20 protein-coding genes and 1 pseudogene are annotated in these 21,258 nt (G+C 40.2%); 17 read left to right on the forward strand and 4 right to left on the reverse strand.

Annotated features, from left to right (window positions below):
• Positions 1–475 precede the first annotated feature (475 nt).
• Complete coding sequence (locus tag ACJ9PY_RS12300; RefSeq protein ID WP_095678392.1) at positions 476–1,207, reverse strand: hypothetical protein; 732 nt, start codon at positions 1,205–1,207, stop codon at positions 476–478.
• Between the two features lie 192 nt (positions 1,208–1,399).
• On the opposite strand from ACJ9PY_RS12300, the gene ACJ9PY_RS12305 reads away from it, so the two are divergent.
• From ACJ9PY_RS12305 to ACJ9PY_RS12355, 11 genes are all read left to right on the forward strand, one after another.
• Positions 1,400–2,284: a hypothetical protein gene (locus ACJ9PY_RS12305; RefSeq protein WP_411740130.1), complete on the forward strand. Its 885-nt coding sequence runs from the start codon at positions 1,400–1,402 to the stop codon at positions 2,282–2,284.
• Between the two features lie 298 nt (positions 2,285–2,582).
• Positions 2,583–4,202 (forward strand): amidohydrolase, encoded by a 1,620-nt coding sequence (locus ACJ9PY_RS12310; RefSeq protein WP_411740131.1) that lies wholly within the window; start codon positions 2,583–2,585, stop codon positions 4,200–4,202.
• Positions 4,203–4,304: 102 nt separating this feature from the next.
• Entirely contained in the window at positions 4,305–5,537 is a 1,233-nt protein-coding gene (locus ACJ9PY_RS12315) for a Zn-dependent hydrolase (RefSeq protein WP_411740132.1), read from the forward strand.
• 129 nt (positions 5,538–5,666) lie between these two features.
• Positions 5,667–5,867 (forward strand): DUF3311 domain-containing protein, encoded by a 201-nt coding sequence (locus tag ACJ9PY_RS12320; protein WP_053534973.1) that lies wholly within the window; start codon positions 5,667–5,669, stop codon positions 5,865–5,867.
• A complete protein-coding gene (locus tag ACJ9PY_RS12325; protein WP_411740133.1) occupies positions 5,864–7,348 on the forward strand; it encodes a sodium:solute symporter family protein in 1,485 nt (494 codons plus the stop codon). The genes ACJ9PY_RS12320 and ACJ9PY_RS12325 overlap by 4 nt, the downstream gene beginning before the upstream one ends.
• A 52-nt stretch (positions 7,349–7,400) precedes the next feature.
• Positions 7,401–8,267 (forward strand): carbon-nitrogen hydrolase family protein, encoded by an 867-nt coding sequence (locus tag ACJ9PY_RS12330; protein WP_411740134.1) that lies wholly within the window; start codon positions 7,401–7,403, stop codon positions 8,265–8,267.
• 319 nt (positions 8,268–8,586) lie between these two features.
• Entirely contained in the window at positions 8,587–8,904 is a 318-nt protein-coding gene (locus tag ACJ9PY_RS12335) for a DUF3870 domain-containing protein (RefSeq protein WP_034312026.1), read from the forward strand.
• 161 nt (positions 8,905–9,065) lie between these two features.
• Positions 9,066–10,226 carry a DUF819 domain-containing protein gene (locus ACJ9PY_RS12340; RefSeq protein ID WP_411740136.1) on the forward strand — a complete coding sequence of 387 codons (1,161 nt, stop codon included), beginning with the start codon at positions 9,066–9,068 and terminating at the stop codon, positions 10,224–10,226.
• A 15-nt stretch (positions 10,227–10,241) separates the two neighbouring features.
• A complete protein-coding gene (locus ACJ9PY_RS12345) occupies positions 10,242–11,345 on the forward strand; it encodes a dipeptide epimerase (RefSeq protein WP_411740137.1) in 1,104 nt (367 codons plus the stop codon).
• Entirely contained in the window at positions 11,314–12,348 is a 1,035-nt protein-coding gene (locus ACJ9PY_RS12350) for an NlpC/P60 family protein (protein WP_411740138.1), read from the forward strand. The genes ACJ9PY_RS12345 and ACJ9PY_RS12350 overlap by 32 nt, the downstream gene beginning before the upstream one ends.
• Before the next feature lie 296 nt (positions 12,349–12,644).
• A complete protein-coding gene (locus tag ACJ9PY_RS12355; RefSeq protein ID WP_411740271.1) occupies positions 12,645–14,444 on the forward strand; it encodes a S9 family peptidase in 1,800 nt (599 codons plus the stop codon).
• Positions 14,445–14,973: 529 nt separating this feature from the next.
• On the opposite strand, the pseudogene ACJ9PY_RS12360 reads toward ACJ9PY_RS12355, so the two are convergent.
• Positions 14,974–15,063 (reverse strand): annotated as a pseudogene (locus ACJ9PY_RS12360) (formylglycine-generating enzyme family protein); the annotation flags it as partial.
• 246 nt (positions 15,064–15,309) lie between these two features.
• Between ACJ9PY_RS12360 and ACJ9PY_RS12365 the strand changes: the two are divergent.
• The 5 genes from ACJ9PY_RS12365 to ACJ9PY_RS12385 all read left to right on the forward strand — a co-directional run bounded on the left by ACJ9PY_RS12365 (position 15,310) and on the right by ACJ9PY_RS12385 (position 19,416).
• On the forward strand, positions 15,310–16,095 hold the full coding sequence (locus ACJ9PY_RS12365; protein WP_411740139.1) for a DUF2935 domain-containing protein: 786 nt from the start codon (positions 15,310–15,312) through the stop codon (positions 16,093–16,095).
• Positions 16,096–16,242: 147 nt separating this feature from the next.
• On the forward strand, positions 16,243–16,893 hold the full coding sequence (locus tag ACJ9PY_RS12370; RefSeq protein ID WP_098865803.1) for a GntR family transcriptional regulator: 651 nt from the start codon (positions 16,243–16,245) through the stop codon (positions 16,891–16,893).
• A gap of 113 nt (positions 16,894–17,006) precedes the next feature.
• Entirely contained in the window at positions 17,007–17,795 is a 789-nt protein-coding gene (locus tag ACJ9PY_RS12375; protein WP_411740140.1) for a glucose 1-dehydrogenase, read from the forward strand.
• 34 nt (positions 17,796–17,829) lie between these two features.
• The gene (locus tag ACJ9PY_RS12380) at positions 17,830–18,582 is read left to right on the forward strand and encodes an SDR family NAD(P)-dependent oxidoreductase (protein ID WP_268572887.1); all 753 of its coding nucleotides are present in this window, start codon (positions 17,830–17,832) and stop codon (positions 18,580–18,582) included.
• Between the two features lie 48 nt (positions 18,583–18,630).
• Entirely contained in the window at positions 18,631–19,416 is a 786-nt protein-coding gene (locus tag ACJ9PY_RS12385) for a glucose 1-dehydrogenase (protein ID WP_411740141.1), read from the forward strand.
• Between the two features lie 188 nt (positions 19,417–19,604).
• Here ACJ9PY_RS12385 and ACJ9PY_RS12390 read toward each other — a convergent pair whose 3' ends face one another.
• Entirely contained in the window at positions 19,605–19,760 is a 156-nt protein-coding gene (locus tag ACJ9PY_RS12390) for a DUF4021 domain-containing protein (RefSeq protein ID WP_082609346.1), read from the reverse strand.
• 156 nt (positions 19,761–19,916) lie between these two features.
• On the opposite strand from ACJ9PY_RS12390, the gene ACJ9PY_RS12395 reads away from it, so the two are divergent.
• Positions 19,917–20,567 carry a lysozyme family protein gene (locus tag ACJ9PY_RS12395; protein WP_034311999.1) on the forward strand — a complete coding sequence of 217 codons (651 nt, stop codon included), beginning with the start codon at positions 19,917–19,919 and terminating at the stop codon, positions 20,565–20,567.
• An 88-nt stretch (positions 20,568–20,655) separates the two neighbouring features.
• Here the strand turns inward: ACJ9PY_RS12395 and ACJ9PY_RS12400 are convergent, their stop codons facing one another.
• Entirely contained in the window at positions 20,656–21,207 is a 552-nt protein-coding gene (locus tag ACJ9PY_RS12400; protein WP_411740272.1) for a DUF402 domain-containing protein, read from the reverse strand.
• Positions 21,208–21,258 lie beyond the last annotated feature (51 nt).

Here is a 21,258-nt window from a genome sequence, read left to right on the forward strand (position 1 = left end):
TTATACGATTGAAAAAAGGGTAAAAGTCCTGGGTTTAAATTCCTATTATTGGATATTTATGAATAGGATACATTACCGTGTGGGGTATGAAGGGAACTGGCTGAATTCCTTTGAAATCTGCGATTGTTAAGATTTTTATTCCAGGAATGGAAGTGATAGCGTTACCAAACTGAATCGGTGGCCGAAGGAAGATTCTGAAGATATTGAATATATTATACTGGTTACATTTATTCATCAAAATGAGCGGTTTCACCTAAAATGCATGGAAGGATTTTTCATTTTTATATTAAAAAAATTTTTTTGACGTGAGAATAAAGAACTTTTTCTCTAATGTGGTTAACCGCGAGAAACGATTCATTACAAAAAATAGGATAGATTACTAGAGGAAAGTGCCATTTTGAAGGGTTTGTTTCACATATACAAAAAAGGTAAAGAGCGGCTGCCTTTTACCTTCCTGTTAAACTATATGTTGGTTTCAAAACTTTTTATGCCATTCCTCATCTTCAAGTGGCACACCTTTGGTACTTATATATTCTACAATCATATTTCCATGTTCAAGAACTTTATCTTTTTTAAGGCCATTGATCATTTCGTTAAAGCGGTCTTCATCTGCATCCTGTTTCTTACGTGAAAGGGTAATCCGGATGGTAGGGGAAACTTCGTAATCTTTATAGCTGGCTGGCTTATTCGGATCAATGTTCAATTCTTTACCGATCCCCTCATCAAAGACCAAGAGTAATTGATTATAATCGCCTATTTCTTCTTGAATCTTCTCCCAATCTTCGCTTTCTGCAATATTTTCCATTTCCTTGGATATCAACACGTCACCCAGTTCTTTTTCAACATATGGCCTGATTTCCTTCTCTGCATCATCTTGCCATTTATCAGATAGGAATGTATCCTCCATTTCCCCTGTTTCATCATTAAAGAAAACAAGAAAATGCGTACCATATTTTTCATGTTTCACTTTAGCTGCGTATTCAAAATAGCCCCGGTTTCCCATATTGTCGTATAGGACATCATATATTTCGGTTCCTTCATCAAAAGTTTCTTCTAAGTATCTTTCAGCTTGATCCCGGATCTTCTTTTCTTCATCGGGATCTGCTTTCATGCTCTGTGTGAATGTAAACAAAAGGATCACAACACCGACCAAGATGATTGAAAAAACACCTAATAAAGTAAGTAAAATCTTCTTTGTTTTGCTCAAGGAACACCCTCCTGTAATCACTGCTACTTTAAAACAATTCCCATATTATTCTAACATCATTATCGCTCATTTTACTATGGAAATTGAGCCTATCTTTTCCCCAGTGCGAAATCTAAATTACCTGCCCTCCAAAAGATCGGGATACTTTGTTACAATAAATAAATCCTTAGTACCCTAAAGGGAGAGATTGACTTGGAAACCTATCAAAGAAAAATGAACCATAATCGGGATGAATACAGAAAGTTAAGGTGGAAACAGCATCGTATACAAGTTACAGGTTTATTCGATGCCGTTTTTTCGAAAAAAGCGTTCGTAGATAAAGTGGCTATCGTCGGAGCAGGCAATTGCGATGATTTGGATATAGAGTATCTGGCAACTAAATGCAACTCCATATACCTATTTGATATTGATATGGAAAGTATGGAAAAGGGTACGGCAAATTTGCCTGAACGGACCCGGGAGAAAATTCAACTTATTGAAATTGATGTAACAGGCCTCGATAAAGTGGATTTTGATCACCACCTATCTTCCATGCTGAATCGTGGTGAAACGGCAAAGGGAATTATTCGGTATTTAAAGGATACCGAGAATCGGTTAGGTCAGCTTTCTGAACGTGTTTTTGCTAATTATTATAATGATTTTGATATCGTGGCAACTTCCGCCATTTATACTCAACTATTTTATAATTGGGCCATGGAGCTTCTTTCCGATCATGCAAACCACTATCAGAAAAAAGATGCAGAAGTGATGAAGAATGGAATTTTGGATGTAAGGGATGAGATCGTTCGTACATTGAATCACTCTATATCTAAATGTACCAAGCAAAATGGATTCTGTATTACATGGACTGATATCTTAAAAATCGAACCTGAGTATATGGATACCATTAACGAAGGGCTGAATGCCATCTTTGCATTGGCCTCGAACGTTGGATATGGGGCAGCCTTGATAGGGGTAAAAACGTTTATTGAAAAATTGGATAAAAGCGAATTAACCCTTCGATACTGGCCATGGGATTTTCAAGAAAATAAACAGTATTTGACCATTGGCATTATCGGGAGAAACAATGGGTTGTAATTGAATAATGGCGGGATAGATAAGCAAATAAGCAGCTGGATCTATCCTTTTTTTGATTGGTTATAGTCCCCTTAGGAATAGAGGGGGCTGGGGCCAGCAAACCATGTGAATTAAGACGCAATTATATAAAAGGTATAAAAAAACGATGATATTTTTAACTATTTGTCTAATGATTTCACAATCTGGTGTGGATATAATGAATCTGTTGAAAACAGAATATTCCGGTAAGTGGCGGCAGGGACAGCAAATGAAGAGGTGGCAGAACTGAGGGGGAAACAATAAGGAAGGGGTGTGTTGGTTGAAAGCTGATAACGTGTTCATAAACGGCGAAGTCATAACCGTAAATCAAAAAAATGAAGTCGCGGAAGCCCTGGCAATTAACGGTGATCGTATCTCGGCAGTCGGAACGAATCAGGAAATCAAGGTATTTATCGGAGAAGAAACAAATGTGATTGATTTGCAGGGAAAGTCCTTACTTCCCGGGTTTATAGATTCTCATATTCATCTTATCTTGTATGGTGTCAATCAATTGGCAGTGAGCTGTAAAGCTGAACATATCAAATCTGTAGAAGATTTGTTAATCGATCTGAAGAAGAAAGCTTCGACGATCCCTAAAGGTGAGTGGATTCGGGCTTGGGGCTTCAATGAGACCGCAGTGAAAGAAAAACGTTATCCAACAAAAGCGGAATTGGATGCTATTTCAACAGACCATCCCATTATCGTGAATCGCACATGCAGCCATATAAGCGTGGTGAATAGCAGGGCGCTTGAGATTGCTAGAATTGATGAAAACTCAGAGAATCCAACTGGAGGGATCATTGAAAAGGATGGAGCGGGGAGGCTTACAGGAAAACTCATTGAAACAGCAAATATGATAATGGCCGACAGAGCAAGCTATTCAGAAAGTGAACTGTTGAAGGCGGTCAAAATAGCATCGGGACATTTCATTGAAGCAGGCATTACAAGCATTCATGAAGCTGGTGCTCATGGTCCTGACAGTTTCCGTTTAATGCAGCAGGCCATAAAAAATAAGGACATTCGTGTCCGTATCTATGCGATGGTCGGTTCATTGAATAATTCTCATGAATTTGTGAATAAAATGGTAGATTCGGGAGTGATAACCGGAACGGGAGACGAAAGATTCAAAATCGGACCAGCCAAATTGTTTACGGATGGCAGCAGTACCGGTCCGACAATTGCCACTCGTGAGCCTTATACGAGTGATCCTGGTTATTCAGGGATTCTTTATTATAAAGAAGAGGAGATCCATCAAGTATTAGGTCAGGCACATAAAAGAGGCTTTCAAATCACAGTCCATGCCCAAGGAGACAGGGCAATAGAGATGTATTTAAATTGCGTGGAAAAGGCTTTGAATGAATCGCCCAGAAAAGATCATAGACATAGAATTGAGCATGCTGGAATATCTTCACCAGATTTACAAAAAAGGATGAAAGAACTTGGGGTTATCCCAATCCCCAACCCCCCATTTCCTTATGAATTCGGTGATATATATATTGAGCATTACGGCAATAGGGTCAACCATATGTACGCTGCCCGTGATTTTATTGATAATGGCATCCTGGCCGCAGCCGGTTCAGATGCTCCCGTTACTGATCACGACCCTATATTAGGCATACACGTTGCTGTTAATAGAACAAGCAGGTCTGGTATGAAAATAGGTGCGATTCAATCGATTAGCGTATTGGAAGCCATTAAACTATACACATGGAATGGCGCGTTTGCTAGTTTCGATGAAGATGTCAAAGGCAGCCTGGAGGCAGGAAAGCTGGCCGATCTAGTAGTATTGAATGATAGTATATTGAAAGTGGATTCCCGAAATATCAAGGATTTGAAAGTTGAATCGACGATTCTGAATGGGGAGATTCTTTATCATAGGGAAACAATGGTGGAAATATAATCTAGCGTGACTATTCTAAAACAACAAGACCTTCACTTACATTTTTTTGGCTTAAGCGAACGAAGAGGATTTAGCAGGTTATCTAAAAGGGGGATATTCGCTATGAAAAAGCAAAAATTATTAATTAATGGTGAGAGGCTGAGTCGTACGCTAGAGAAATTTGCTGATTTTGGACGCACAGAAAACAACGGGGTCACACGGCTATCCCTTTCCGACGAAGATCGATTAGTCCGTGATTATTTTTGCGCTTGCTGTAAAGAATTGGGTATGACCATTAAGATTGATGATATGGGGAATATTTACGCCACTTTAGCGGGACTTGAAAACAAACCACCTATTGTAATGGGATCGCATATGGATACGGTAAAAAAGGGCGGGCGGTTTGATGGTATCTTGGGTGTAGCTGCAGGCTTGGAAGTCGTGCGTACTCTGGTCGAAAACAATATCCAGCCTAAAATTCCGGTAATGATCGTCAATTTTACGAACGAAGAGGGAGCCAGATTCGAACCTTCCATGATGTCTTCGGGAGTTCTTTCGGGTAAATTCGAAAAATCCGTCATGCTGCAAAAGACGGATAGTGAAGGAACCACTTTCGAAAGTGCCTTGAGTACCATTGGATATGCAGGGGATCAAGAGTCTCGTTTAAAAGAAGCAACTGCATTTCTAGAGTTGCATATTGAACAAGGGCCCATTCTTGAACGGGAATCACTAACGATCGGTGTCGTTGAATGTGTCCTTGGTATGGTTTGCTATGAGATAGAAATTACAGGAGAATCCGATCATGCAGGAACCACCCCGATGAATATGAGAAAAGATGCTTTCTTCACCGCGAATAGCTTGATTATGGAGGCCCGTCAGAAGCTAGGCATGCTTGATGACGATTTGGTTTTTACGATGGGAAGGGTAAATGTGTTTCCGAATATCCATACGGTCATCCCTAATAAAGTGGTTTTTTCGCTTGAAGCGAGACATAAGGATTCCAAAGTCATCGAAAAGGTGGAGGAAGTCATAAAAGGCCTTACAACTAGAGGTTCAGAAGGCGGCTGCGACATCCAAGCGAAAAAATTGTGGGACAGGAATACCGTGTGGTTCGACAAATCCATTTGCAATTTGCTCGAGCAATCGAGCAATTCATTAGGACTACCATATAAAAGAATGGTAAGCGGTGCAGGACATGATGCACAGTTTATAGCCAGTTATATACCTACTGCCATGGTTTTCGTCCCAAGCATCAACGGGAAAAGCCATTGTGAAGAGGAACTTACTACATGGGAAGATTGTGAAAAAGGCGTCAATGTAATATTGGAAACGGTCCTTGCCATCCAGTCATCTTAAGCGGAAATATGGTTGGTTGTATACAGCCAGTGACCGAAGGGTGCCATCAAACCATCAGTTCAGCATGAAAGTCGGCCTGACTGATGGTTATGCACCCGTGTAAGGAAACTAATTAGGGGAGGGTATAATTTGGATGCTATTAAGCTATTGCTTTTTGTTCCATTTATAGGGTTTTTAGGTTTATTGCCCTATGCAAATAAAATAGAACCGTACATATTGGGAATGCCTTTTTTGTTATTTTGGGTTGCATTTTGGATGGTGATGGCATCGATTATATTAATGATCGTCTATAAGTTCGATCCTGATAATAAAGGGAGTGAATCTGAATGAATATCTCATTGCTCATCATTGCCATCTTCTTGGTTCTAGCACTTTATTTAGGGATTAAAGCAAGAAAAGGGAAGGATATGGATATGGAGCAATTTGCCGTAGGGGGCAGGGGCTTCGGTACTTTCTTCATTTTTCTCTTGATAGCAGGTGAAATTTATACAACTTTTACATTCCTGGGCGGAAGTGGGTGGGCATACTCAAAAGGTGCCGCTGCTTATTATGTTCCCGCCTATATTTTCTTAGCTTATGTCCTATCCTATTGGCTCGTCCCTAAAATATGGAGATATTCAAAACGACATTCCATTATCTCTCAGCCAGAGTATTTTGCATCTAAATATAAAAGCAGGTCAATGGGGATGATCGTTGCTGTATTGGGAAGCTTAGCCCTCGTCCCGTACATAGTCATACAGCTTAAAGGATTGGGTATCATTGTTTCAGAAGCATCATACGGAGCAATTTCACCAGTTGCTGCAAGTGTGATCGGTGCTGTGGTTGTAACTACCTATGTAATGATTTCAGGCATTCATGGTTCGGCATGGACTGCCATACTGAAAGATTTCATGATTTTGGTGGTCGTCATCTTTTTAGGGATTTACATTCCAGTTCATTATTTCGGAGGCATACAGCCAATGTTCGAGACCGTGCAAGCTGCCAAACCGGAAATGTTGGTTTTGGCAGATCAGGGATTGAGTCAGTCCTGGTTTGTGTCCACCGTTTTGCTGAATGCACTAGGATTTTATTTGCTGCCACAAACTTTCATGGTCGTTTTATCGTCCAATGGGGAAAGGACCCTTCGCAAAAATGCGATTGCGTTACCTTTATACACATTGTTGCTGCTGTTCGTTTTTTTCATTGGATTTACAGCCATCCTGCAAATCCCGGGTTTGCAAGGAGCTGATGGTGATCTCTCACTTTTAAGGCTGGCGATACAAACATTCAATCCTTGGGTGATAGGGGTTATCGGAGCTGCAGGTTTATTGACGGCCTTAGTACCGGCTTCAGTCATGCTAATGGCTGCATCGGTAGGTCTGACAAATAGCTTTTTCAAAGTTCTGGTACCTGCTGCGACTGAAACACATCAATTGATTGTTTCAAGGATAATCATTATTGGTATCTCAATCATTGCTTTAATTGTAACGGTTACAGGCGGCGAGGCTTTGGCCATCCTGAATATCATGTCTTACAGTTTAATTACGCAACTGGCCCCGTCCTTGTTTTTCAGTTTGCCAAAAACCAATATAATCAATAAGTATGGTGCGATGGCTGGAATATTGGCAGGTGTCCTGATTGTTTTATATGCGACAATTGCAGATGTGAAGGTTGCTACATTCCTGCCAAATACCCCACATGTAATTAATGATATCAGTACAGGCGTCATAGCTTTGTTGATTAATATACTAGTAACATTCCTTGTAAGTGCCCTGACTAAACAAATCTTCATGCAACAGACCGAGATGAATGATCTGGACAAGATATCCTGATTTCTTTTAAAAGTCTGGAAGAACTGATAAAACATGATATGGGAGGGCTTTTGTGAAAATTAAAATAACGGCTTGCCAATTTCGTGTAGAAAAAGTGTCAAATTTCCTTGAATTTCAGGAACAAGTAGAAGACTTGATCACCCAAGTTCCCGAAAACTCGGATTATATCATTTTTCCTGAACTGTTAACTATCGGGTTATCAGCGGCCTTTGGAGAACAGGATGCTTTGTCCGTTATCAGGATCGATGAATATACCAATCAATACAAAGATCTTTTCAGGTCAATTTCAAGAAAAAGAAAACAGGTCATCATTGCAGGCACTCATCTGGAACGCCGCGAAAATGAATACTACAATATTGCTTATATTTTTGATGAAGACGGATCAGTCGTTGAGCATAAAAAAACTCATATCTTTCCTGCTGAAGCGAATTGGCATACTTCTGAAGGCGATGAACTGGAGGTTTATTCCGTGGGTCCGGTTAAGATAGGAATAGCGGTATGTTATGAAGCGGAGATACCTGAAATTTCAAGGATATTATCAGTGAACGGTGCCGACATCATTTTTTGCCCATCATACACATTTACAGAGGCTGGTTTTTGGCGAGTTCGCCATTGCGCACATGCACGTGCAATAGAAAATCAGGTATATTTTGTTCATTGCCCCACAGTTGGTGAACCAGGATCACCCTTGCCGAACGGATATGGCCGTGCCAGTATCCTTAGCCCCTGTGACAGCGCTTGGCCTGCTAATGGAATAGTGGCCGAGGCGGTAATGAATGAACATACCATCATTACCGGTACAGTGGATATGGACGAACTTTATGAGAATCGAAAAAGTGGTGCAGCAACCACCTTCAAGGATCGTAATCGCCGAAAAGATATGTATGCGAAATATGAACCATACGAAGGGCTGAAATGATGTGTTGGATCCCGAACCATTGTCGTCCGAATGAAGATCCAATAAAGTGCGGTGGTAGGTCAAAAATGACCCCTGAAACGAGTTCTTTAACAATATCTGGTTATTCTTCGTGATTCTTCAGTTTGATTGGCGTATTAGTTATAGAACTTATCTATTCTCTGGCCGAAGGAATCGGAAATTGACTTAATATACAAAATATATTGTCAAATGCTTGCTATATATATTAAAATATATATAACCATTTCATATTGTAATAATATAGATAGTCACCCTATTTATACCTGTTATGATGTCTGTAATGGCAGGAGGCACAACAATCATGTTTCAACAGAATACAGTATATATAGTTGGCGAATCGAAGGCACCGTCCAATAATCCAATTACACAGCAATTCAACTGCTTTTTTATCGGGTTCGTTATTGATCGTGATACGCATGAAATAGTGGATGCGGAATGCTCGACCACGATATCGATTACATCACGCTTCATTCAATCCATGTTAGTTGGTAAATCCATTCTTCGGCCCGATGAATTGGAGACAGAAATTGAGCAACGGTATTTTGGTTCATCTCAGAAAGCACTGACCGTCGCCCTAAGAAATGCCAGCATCAAATATCAGCAACTTTATAAGTTATAGCTGCTTCTTTTGTCAGTCGCAATTGAAATCCAGCTGTTAAAGAGTGCGTACGCGCTCTTTGGCAGCTGGATTTTTCTATGTAGTGCCATGCAATAATTCATTGATGGGGTTGAATAAAATGGATATTGCATTTAATTATAAAAGATTAGGAGGTATGGAATATGATTCAAGATGGTGTAATGTTTGTCTGCTTTTTATTGGCATTTACTGCCCTGATTGCGGTTGTGGAGAAAAAGATAGGAGGAAAGTTCTTCAAGTATGTTCCTGGTATTGTCCTTATTTATATTGGAGCGGCTCTGATGAAAACATTCGGGGTCTTTTCAGATAGTGAGTCAGTCGAAAGTTCATATAGCACCATACGGGGGCTCCTCTTGCCTGCAATGTTGATGCTTATGCTTTTGCAATGCGATATGCGGAAAATCATCAGGCTTGGACCAAAGATGCTGTTAACTTTTTTTGCGGCTTCATTCAGCATTATTGGAGGGTTCACTCTTACTTACGTTTTAATGAATGGCTTTTATGCGGAAGGAACTTGGAAGGCATTCTCGGCCTTGAGCGCAAGCTGGACAGGAGGCTCTGCCAATATGGTGATCTTGCAAGGCATACTCGATGTACCTGAAAATATTTTTGGCTATGCGTTGATCATGGATACTGTTAATTATTCCATTTGGGTCATGTTCTTGTTTTGGCTGGTGCCTCTTGCTGGAAAATTCAATATTTGGACGAAAGCGGATACATCTTTCATTGATCAGATGACTTCCGAGCTTGAAGCGGGGGAAACCGCCAAGACGGAATTTGGATTCGTGGAATTGATCGGTTTCTTGGCGCTGGCTTTAATTGTTTCAGCAGGTGCAACCAAAATTGGGGAGAGACTGCCGGTACTCGGTGCCGCTGTGAATGGAACCACTTGGACGATCATCATCGCTTCGACCGTAGGGTTAATTCTGGCTGTCACGAAGGTTGGACGTATTGCCGGTTCCATGGAAATTTCCAAAGTCATGCTTTATATCGTCATTGGTTTAATTGCTTCCCATGCCGATTTTTCACAGCTGTTTCAAGCACCTGTGTATATTATTTCAGGCTTTATGATTCTATTCTTTCATGGATTGATCATGGTCATTTTGGCCAAAATCTTTAAGTTGGATCTATTTACAATGGGAGTTGCCTCTTTGGCCAACATAGGGGGCGTGGCATCAGCCCCCATATTGGCAGGTGCATTCAACCGGGCGCTAATACCGGTCGGGATATTGATGGCAGTACTTGGCAGTCTTCTGGGCACCTATTTTGGAATTCTTACATCATATATACTCTCAAGCTTTTAAGGAAGGGTTGTTAATATGAAGATTGAAAGTTTACAAGTATCAGTGGAAACCTTGCCACTTATCAAGCCATTCAAGACTGCATTACGCACTGCAATGGAAATTGAAAACATCATGGTTTCCGTAAAATTGGAGGATGGAACGGAAGGGTTGGGGGCTGCAGCCCCTACGGTTGCCATCACAGGTGATTCTACAAAAGGAATCATGATGGTCATTGAAGAAGTAATCACACCACATCTAATTGGCCGCGACATCGAGAATATCAATGCATTGTCTCAGCTGATCCAACGATCCTGTGTAGGTAACACAAGTGCAAAAGCTGCTGTTGAAATCGCTTTGTACGACGCAGTCAGCAAACGATGGCAGCTCCCATTATATCAATATCTTGGCGGTAAATCTAATGTCCTGAAAAATGATATGACAATCAGCGTTGATGAACCCGAAGAAATGGCAAAGGCGGCATTGTCCCTTATCGAAAGCGGATTCTCTACGATGAAGATAAAACTGGGGAAGGATTGGAAGAATGACGTGGAGCGCGTTGCCTGCATTCGTGCTGCTGTTGGCGAACAGGTTATGATCAGGATTGACGCAAATCAAGGGTGGACAACAAAACAAGCGATTTCCATCATTCATGAAATCGAAGAAAGAAAGCTGAACGTTGATTTGGTGGAACAGCCCGTGCAAGCCCATGATATCGAAGGATTGAAAGAAATAAAACGCTCTGTCCAAGTGCCGATCATGGCCGATGAAAGTTTGTTTTCCCCACGTGATGCCATGAGACTCCTGAATGAACATGCTGTTGATTTCCTTAATATCAAATTAATGAAAACTGGCGGAATTCGAAGTGCACTCCAAATCGCCGATATGGCAGAAGCAGCCGGGGTGGAATGCATGATCGGGAGTATGATGGAATCATCCGTTAGTGTAGCGGCCGCGGCTCATCTGGCAACCGCCCATCCAAATATAACGAAGATTGATTTAGATGCCCCATTATGGATTAAGAATGAGCCATTTGAAGGCATTCGATTTATGAAAGATCAACTTCTCATTTCCGATAAACCTGGACTGGGAGTCAAGAGGAAATCCTCTTTTGCTCAAAAAAAATTTCGAAAGGGTGAATGATTTGAAAAGGTTAACCGTTTTTGTGTTATCTTTATTGGCTTTTGGTATTTTAGTATTCAGTCCCAATGAAGCTAGTTCCAGGGAGAAGCAGAGAATTGCCTATGTTGATGTGAACGTGGCCACTCTTTGGACTGAGCCGGGATTATTAAGGGGAATCGATGCCCCTTCTGCATCGAATCCCGCTGATTTGAATGAATGGATCGGCTCGTTGAAATATGAAGACAAGCTGTGGCTTGTAGGTAACCTGGAAACACAAGCTTTATATGGTTCTAAAGTGACGATTCTTGAAGAACGTGGCGAATGGGTGAAAGTAGCCGTTTCCAATCAACCTACACCCCGCAATGATATTGGTTACCCAGGTTGGATGCCAAAGGCACAATTAAAAGACGGACATTCTTTTGAGAAGCAATTTAAACGAGGATTTGCCCTTGTAAATGCCCCAAAGACCTGGCTTTATTCGGATTCGAAACTTCGGTCCAAATTCATCGAAGTCAGCTTCAATACCCGCCTTCCGCTATTGCAGGTGAAAAAAGATAAAGTGAAGGTGATGACACCGGGTAATGGGGCAAAATGGATGGAAAAGCAAGACGTGTCAGTCTATCAAAATGAAAATCAAATACCGGCTCCAACCGGTAAGGACATCGTTGAATCAGGAAAAGGTTTTTTGGGGCTACCTTACCTATGGGCTGGAATGTCCGGTTTTGGATTTGACTGTTCTGGATTTACTTATACGATGTATCATGCTAATGGAATAACGATCCCACGGGACTCTTCCATTCAGGCCCAGCATGGCAAAAAGGTTGAACAAGAAAATCTTCAGCCAGGTGACTTACTATTTTTTGCCCATGATAAAGGGAAAGGAAAGGTCCATCATGTCGGAATGTATATTGGTGACGGCAAAATGATCCATTCGCCTAACAGCTCAACACATGTAAGGATAGATGAAATAAAAACATCGGGATACGGAGAGGAATATGCCGGAGCAAGAAGATATATCGATTGATGCTTAACAAGCTTAAGAGCCCAGTGCTCTTAAGCTTTTTTCATATGTAAACAGATCTTTACTCAGTCTATCGAATGACAAAACGATGTTCCGATGAATTTAAAAAAGAATAGTTTTGCATAACCTGGATGTTCCGGATGCCTATAGAGTGTTTAGTTAATATTAAATGAGACTAAATTATCCATATTTCGCTTTTAAAACCTTAATTCACTATTTCCTCAGTACCGATGAGGAAAAATATGGTATAATTATTTACGGATATTTCTCAATATTATGATAGTAAGGGGTTGCCAATGATGATCACTTTTCCAAAACCTGATGTTGAGCAATTTTTACGAACGTTTTCCATTGCTGATTTTGCTGTAAGTCCAGATGAAAAACATCTGGTTTTCAGTACCAATTTGAGCGGCAAGTATAATTTATGGGGAATGGATTTGCCAAACTCCTTTCCTTATCCGCTTACATCCATCGATCAAAGCTGCCAAGGGCTTATATATGATAAGAAGAGCCGGTTTATCATTGCTGGTTTCGATCAAGACGGTAATGAAAATACCCAGTTTTACGGTGTTCCTTTGAATGGAGGTACAATGAAGGAAATCGTTAATCATGAAAATACACGTAATTTCATGCCAAAATTATCGAATGACAGTAAAAAGCTCTATTACACGACATCCAGAGGAAATCCTTCCTTTCTTAATTCCTATTGTTTGGATTTAGAATCAGGACAGGAAAGGCTGGTACTGGAGGGGAAAGATGCAGCGACCTATTTATTTGGCTTCAGCCCGGATGAAGAAACCTTACTTTACTATAAACACTTTGCTAATACATATACTCTTCTCTATGCAAAAAAAGGGAACGAAGATATCCTGCTCACTCCGCCGACAGAGAAACAACACACAGTGAATGATGGGGTTTTTGTTTCGGATTCGATAATATATTTATTGACTGATTATGATTCGGACTTTACCTATTTAGCTTCATACAACCTTGAAACAAACAAGTTCTGTAAAGTTAAAGAATTGGAGAATGAGAGTTTTACTGCTATTACTTTTAGTAAAGAGAATCAATCATTATATATAACCAGTCAAAAGGGTGTAGAGGATCAATTATATGAAATCAATCTGCAAAATGAAAATTGGAGAAACATCCCCGTGCCATGCAGTGTCATTAATAAACTTGAAGTTGCTGCATCAGGCACGCTTTACCTATTTGGCATGAGTGCAACCAAGCCTCATAATATCTATAAAAATACAGGTGATGAGTGGGTATCATTAACTAAATATACTGTTCCTGGCGTCGATTCTAATGAATTGGTTGAACCGGACATCATTACCTACCCTTCCTTTGATGGCCGGGAGATCGAATCGTTATTTTTTAGGGCAAAAAAGGAAAATGACAATGGTGAAGTCATTTTTTGGCCTCATGGAGGACCTCAAGCGGCAGAACGGAAGTTTTTTAGAGCTTCATTTCAATTTTTCCTGAATAACGGTTACAGTATTTTCGCGCCAAACTTCCGCGGTTCTACTGGTTATGGTTTGGAATTCATGAAAATGGTAGAGGGAGATTGGGGAAATGGACCGCGACTTGATAATGTAGCCGGCCTTGATTGGCTGATAGACCAAGGGCATGCACAAAAAGGCAACATTCTTTTGATGGGCGGAAGCTTCGGAGGCTATATGGCCCTTCTGCTGCACGGGCGACATGCGGATTATTTTAAGGCGGTTGTCGATATTTTCGGCCCATCCAACCTATTCTCATTTATCAATTCCGTACCTGAAGACTGGAAGCCAGTCATGGACCAATGGGTAGGAAACCCGGAAATAGATAAAGAAAAACTAATCGAGTTTTCGCCTATCACTTATCTAGAATCCATGAAAAAGCCAATGCTTGTCATCCAAGGAGCAAACGATCCCCGTGTCGTCAAAGAGGAATCGGATCAAATCGTTCAAGCGTTGAAGGATAAAGGAAGAGATGTCGATTATATGCTTCTAGAAAATGAAGGACATGGATTTTCCAAAAAAGAAAATGAGATTGCCGTCTATCAAAAAATACTCTCCTTCTTAAATCGATTCACAGCAGTAACAGAGAAGGTATAATCCATATTTTTGCAAATTAAGAACCCCTGCCGCTCACGTTCAAAGTGATGAAGCAGGGGTTTTTGAGTTTTGGGAGTTAGTAAATGGCTTCATAATACGGCATTAAAATCAGTCATTCAAAATTCGGAATTCCCCGAATAAACGCTAGTCACCTTTAAACCTTGAACTTGTTCTAGGTTTTTTCATTGTGTTCATAATTGTTGTATTCAGTAATCCGTGTAAACAAACTGAAGAACTTGCGTAACTTCTTGAAGCTGGAGATTACTTTTTGCTTGCTCTGAATACTCTATAACCGTGGCTGTTTCCGTAAGAAAAAATGAGGCGATAATGTTCGTCCATGACTCGTTTCAAAGATTCATTCAAAGGCTGAAGGGGGCTATTTGAAACTGAAGAATTCATTAATTGCTCTAAGGCGGTACTCGATCTCAAGATATTTACCTCTGAAAACCCGTTTTGTCGGAAGGAATTCAACCATTCGGATTGCATTTTAATAATTCTCTTAAATGATAAAATTTCATGATTTCCTTTTTTGAGGCAGAAGAAACGGTCTGATTTCAGCTTTCCATTTGCTTTTAATTCTATCGTCCCTTAATTCTATTTCTCCCCTTGGAACTTTCACCGCTCGAAGAACATTGTTTTTTTAGTTATACTGCTAGAGATTTAAATTAGAACGCTAATGAACGTTTTTGGAGAAGGTATGAACACGTTTGACCCACTTTGGGTGTGGACGGGATTTTGTCTCGGCCGGATGTTCAATCGTGCGGGTAATGAATCAATTTTAGATTGATTACGCCCCATATAATTTATATTAATAAGTTTGTAGGTTTAAGAATACAAATTATAAGTGTGTTTCTTTTACTAGTTTTTGGAGAAAACAGCAAGATTCGAGCATCGGTTTTGGCTGCAAATCTTAGGAGACCATGCCAGGTTCATCCACGAGTCTTTAGCTCCGGTCGAAGTGGAATACATTGAAATTGCCTCAGAATTCATTCAAATTTTTGATACTCTCCTTGGTAAAGCCAATTCGGAAGAGATTTCGCAACTTACTGCCACAGCAGAACAAGAAACATTAAGATTTCGGGAGTTTAAGCTTTGTCTTATAAAAGAGCATCTGGTAGGTAAAATTAAAATACATCTTTCACCTTCATTCATTAATCATATGGTGAACGAATTAGAAGAATATTTAAGATTATTGAAATATTTCAATGCAAATCAAATGCCGCCGGTTTTTCATGAACTTCATCATCATTTGCTTTGGCTGCTAGATGCAGCAGGGCATGCAGGTACAATATCATCCAATATGGATGATGTTGAAAAAAGATTAAAAGAGAAAAGTGAGCAATATAAAAAACATTTTAATGATTTTTATTTAAAAGCTGTTGAAATGGCTGGATTTTTACGAACTAATCTGTCAACATTCCCAGCATTGGAAAAAATGAATGCGGACGTCACATTGGAAATTAAATTCTTCCAGCACTTCCTGCTTGAATTGGAGGAGCTTGACCTCAGTGCGCAGGCTCTTGGAACTTTTTCGCCATTAATGGCCGATCATATGTGGCGTGAAGAATGTTATTATTTAACGAAACTCGCTGAATCGACAGACATGGAAAAGCCAAACTGCGATCCAGCGAAACCGAGGCTAGTCGAATAAAAAAGTACCTCATGGAGCCCTTTCTTTAAACGGGCTCTTTATATGTGCTTTCCTTAATGGATGTGATTTATAAAGGAAGTTAATTCCTATCCTTATGTTATACTAGAAGAACTAAAATTAATTATAGAAGTATAGGAGTGCTGAAAGATGTTTGGAAATGCTTCCAATTTGACAGATGGCATTTATTTTGGAGAATCGTTACCACAACAAATCGCTAAACACATTTTAAAAAAAATCATTGAAGGTGAAATAGAAGCTGGAGAGAAAATCGTCGAAGAAGACATTTCCAAAGAATTGAACACTAGCCGTGCACCCGTACGCGAAGCCCTTTATTTATTGCAGGTTGACGGTATTGTTGAGAGGATGCCGCGGCGGGGAACGATCGTCAAGCCATTTTCACAAAAGGAAATCATTGAATATAATGATGTTACGATCGGGTTGATCCAGATGGGCATTGATTTTTCCCAAGGGAAGTGGCATGCAGAAAATAAGCAATCATTACAAAGGCATTTGGAAAGTGCAACCGATGAGTGTGAAAATAGGAATGTAATCGAGTATCAAAAAAGGGCAACACAGATATTTCGCTATATTTTTTCAATCGCTAATAATAAAGCATTATCAAGATTTTTTGAAGAAGCCAGTCATATCCTCATGGTTTTTGCCCAAAGTCAATGGAATACGGAAACGATGGAAAACTTCCATTTCAGATTAAAAATGTCCATTGAGGCCATTCTAGAAGATGATTTCGTTAAAGCAAAAAATGAAATTCATGAAGCCTTGAGTCGTGGAGTGATGTAGAGTCTTTGACTCTAAAACCAAATTGTCGACAATCGACAAAATTAATGATATGATGTAATCGTATTCAAACAAGAATATCTTCACCAAGATTAAAGGGAGAAAGGGAGAATATTATGCAAGCATTCGATTTTACAGAAAAAGTAGCAATTGTTACCGGCGGCGGCGGGGGGATCGGCCGGGCAGCATCTATTACACTTTCAGAAAATGGAGCCAAAGTGGTTGTTGTAGACCTTTCCGAAGAGGCTGGTATGCTAACGGTAAATAAAATCAAAGAAAACGGCGGCGAAGCGAAATTCGTAAAAGCCGATGTTACAAAGGAAGCCGATATTAAAAATTATGTCCAAAAAACGATAGATTCCTATGGGAAAATCGATATTTTCTTGAATAATGCCGGGTGGGAAGGAAAAATAATGCCCCTTATCGATTATCCTACTGAGGTTTTCGATCAATTAATGACAATAAATGTACGCGGCGTTTTCTTGGGCTTGAAACATGTATTGCCACATATGATTGAACAAAAAAGCGGGGCAGTCGTGAATACAGCTTCTGGAGCGGGTTTACTGGCAACGCCAAACATGATTGCGTATGGCGCAAGTAAACATGCGGTTCTTGGAATGACGAAAACAGCTGGTGTCGAAGTTGCTCCACATGGTGTCCGGGTGAATGCGGTCTGCCCAGGTGTCGTCAATACAGCTATGATGCGGTCGATTGAAAGCGGATTTGGTCAAGGTGATTCCGCGGCAGCAGAAACGGCTAGAAAACAGTTGGAAGCAACGACTCCGGATGGCCGGTATGCTGAGCCTCAGGAAGTTGCAAATCTAATGATGTACTTAGTATCCGATCTTTCCAGCCACATTACGGGTCAAGAACTTGTAATCGACGGAGGGGCCATTTTAATCTGATTAGCAAAAAACATTATTAAAGGGGGACACATACATGAGTTTAAAAGGAAAAGTCATAATAATTACAGGAGCGGGCAGCGGAATTGGTAAGGAAACGGCATATAAATTAGCTGATCAGGGAGCTATTGTCGTAGCGGCTGATTATAATGATGTTGCCGCTAAGGATACGGCTGAATCTATTCAACAAAAGGGAGGCACGGCATCTTTTGTGAAAGTGGACGTAGCTAAAGCGGAAGAAGTGGAAGCGATGGTCGAAGCAGCAATTGCCAACCATGGCACCATCAATGGCATATTCAACAACGCTGGAATTGGGCTAGTAAAACCTTTTTTGGAAATGGATCCAGAATCATACCACAGAGTCGTTGATGTTGACCAACACGGCGTATATTATGGCATGTATTATGCAGCAAGGAAGATGGTCGAGCTTGGTGTAACTGGGGCAACGATCGTTAATACAGCTTCTATATATGGGACGATGGTTTCAATTGGCAGCTTTAATTACCATGCCGCAAAAGCTGCAGTCATCGCCATGACTAAATCCGGTGCCATTGAACTTGCGCAATATGGGATTCGTGTTGTCGGCGTTGCACCAGGTTTCATCGAAACGCCGATCATTGGTGAAGATCCAGAGTTCCTAGACAGTTTGGCACAACTTCATATGAGGAAAAAATTGATTCAGCCAGAAAAAGTTGCTGAAGTTGTAACGTTCTTGTTCTCTGAAAAAGCGGACGCCATTAATGGACAAGTCATCCCTGTTGATGATGGATTCTTAAGCTTTAAAGGATAATTATAATCAAAGGATTTTCGAGATAACTTAAAAAGGGAGTTTTGACAAATGAGCGAACGATTCGATGACAAAGTTGTAATCATTACTGGGGCAGGATCAGGGTTAGGACAAGCAGCCGCATTGGAATTGGCTAAAGAAGGGGCTAAACTTTCATTAGTTGATTTAAACGATGCATCTTTGGAAGTGACAAAAAAATTAATCTTGGAAATTGCACCAAAATCGGACGTGCTTCTGGTCACTGCAGATGTATCGGATGAAGAAGCAGTAAAGAACTATGTAGACCAAACAGTCAGCAAGTATGGCAGAATCGATGCATTTTATAATAATGCGGGTATCGAAGGTAAACAAGCCCCTATGGCTGAATACGATAGCAAAGTTTTCAACAAAGTGACGGACATCAATATCAATGGTGTGTTCTATGGTATGAAATACATTCTGCCAATCATGAAAGAACAAGGATCAGGGGCAGTGGTGAACGTGGCTTCCGTAGGTGGAATTCGTGCTGTGCTTAACCAAAGTGCTTACGTTGCGAGTAAGCATGCTGTTGCAGGCTTAACGAAAACAGCTGCCATAGAATATGGTCATTATGGAATCAGCATAAATGCCATTGCACCAGGAGTTATCTTAACGGCAATGGTAGAAGGTTCATTCAGGCAAATAGGCGGGGAAAATTGGGAAGAAGCAATGGCGGATTTCGTCAGTGTGAATCCTAAGAAACGCTTTGGTAAACCAGAAGAGGTCGGCCGTTTAGTCGCCTTCCTATTATCAGGGGAATCGGAGTTCATCAACGGGGCTGTCATTCCGATTGATGGCGGACAGTCTTCACAATACTAAACGTGTAAAGGGAGTGACAGTATTAGGTCACTCCCTTTTTAATCGTATCCTTTTATTTTATGACCAAATGAATTCAAATTTTAAAAATCAGTACATTATGAAACGAAATGCGAACCATTAGAATAGTAACGGAACTCATAAAAAAACGCCATATTAAGGCGCTTAACAAACATTAAAGAAACCAATCGTTACTTTTCTTTATCATGAAGCTTATCTTCATATTCAGTTTCCAACATACCATACAGACCATTCATTTCTTGTTCATCCGGATCTGCCCCAAACTCGTTTCTATATTTTTTCTTTTTATCATCAAGGATTTCTTCTTTTTCATTCTTCTTGTCCATACATTTCACCTCCAACCAATAGGGTGTCTCATTGTTTGATAAAATATGCATGGTAATCTCATTTGCAAAACGTTTTATTGGGTATTCTAAATAGTTATTAGTCTTACTATTTGTTAAGATATAAATATATTAACTTAGAGATATCGGAGAGGGAATGTGAAGAAGAAGAAACGTAAGAAATCAAAGAAAGTTTTTACCATTTTCATCCTGATTTTTGGATTTTTGCTCATTAAGGAGATCATGAAAACCCCCTATTCCGAAAATGTTTCCACATCAGTAAATACGCTTGATTCTTTCGCGAACGTAAAAAAGTATAGCTCACTCCTTCAAGGGGAGTTGGCTAAATACGGACTTGAGGAGCATACTTCGACATTGATTGCTTTGATGCAGCAGGAAAGCCGAGGACGGGGCGGTGACCCAATGCAGGCATCTGAGTCAGCGGGTCTTGATCCAAATACAATCACAGATCCAACGGAAAGCATTAAGTATGGGGTGAAACATTTTAAGAGGATCAATGAATATGGCAATGAAAAGGGTGTGGATTTTGCCACGATCATTCAAGCATATAACATGGGTATTGGTTATATTGATTTCGTGGCGAATGAAGGGGGCAAGCATAATGAAGAGCTTGCGAAGAAGTTCTCCATGCTTCAGGTCGAAAAGAACCCCAAGCTCTATGATTGCGGCGGGGACAAGGATAATTTTCGGTACCCATATTGCTACGGTGACTACTCATACAGTGCAAAGGTATCTAAGAACATTGAGGAGCTTGGTAACAGTATATCGGCTCAAGCTGATGGTGAGTGAGGGGAACAAAAAGCCTACTGAATGAAGTAGGCTTTTTGTTCATGATAATGCTACCTCTTTTGCGGAGTTCAAAGAATCAAAACGATTGTCATTTATTGTTCAACCATGGAAGGAGGTCGTTATGTTTATAGAGTTTCCCGGATTCCTCAATGATTTGTGAAAGAAGGATATCAATGGAATCAAGTAAAGAGTTTAAGGCTTGTTTAACAGAACCCCTCTCAAATTGCTCTAAGGGCACAGGTAACTCTTCCTCGTCCAAAATAAAATGTGACCCATCCGGAAGCACCATGATATCAATGATCAAATCCTCAAAGGATAACAACTTATCCGCCATATATGTATTTTTTACAATATTAAAATAGGAACCTAAATAATTGCCTTCATTATCTCTCCAAATGTATAAATTATAAGGGCGGTCTTTCCAATAATAAGCTATCGTATAACTTCCAATGGGTATGTTTAATTCTATGGGACCCGCTTTCATCGTGAACGCATCCATGATTTCATGAAAAAGCACGACATGATGATTTTGTGCGTTTAATAGCATACAGGTATGTTCTACAACTAAAGAGTCATAGCGGATTTTTCTTTCAATTATTTCATTGCCAAGTTGAAGTGGTGTTGTATATATTTTGTCCATCATTTTATTTCTCCCTTAAAAACCATCTAGATCATTATGCCATTTGTTTCT

The sequence above is a fragment of the Peribacillus sp. S4 genome, from assembly GCF_046715815.1.
GTDB lineage: Bacteria > Bacillota > Bacilli > Bacillales > DSM-1321 > Peribacillus > Peribacillus frigoritolerans.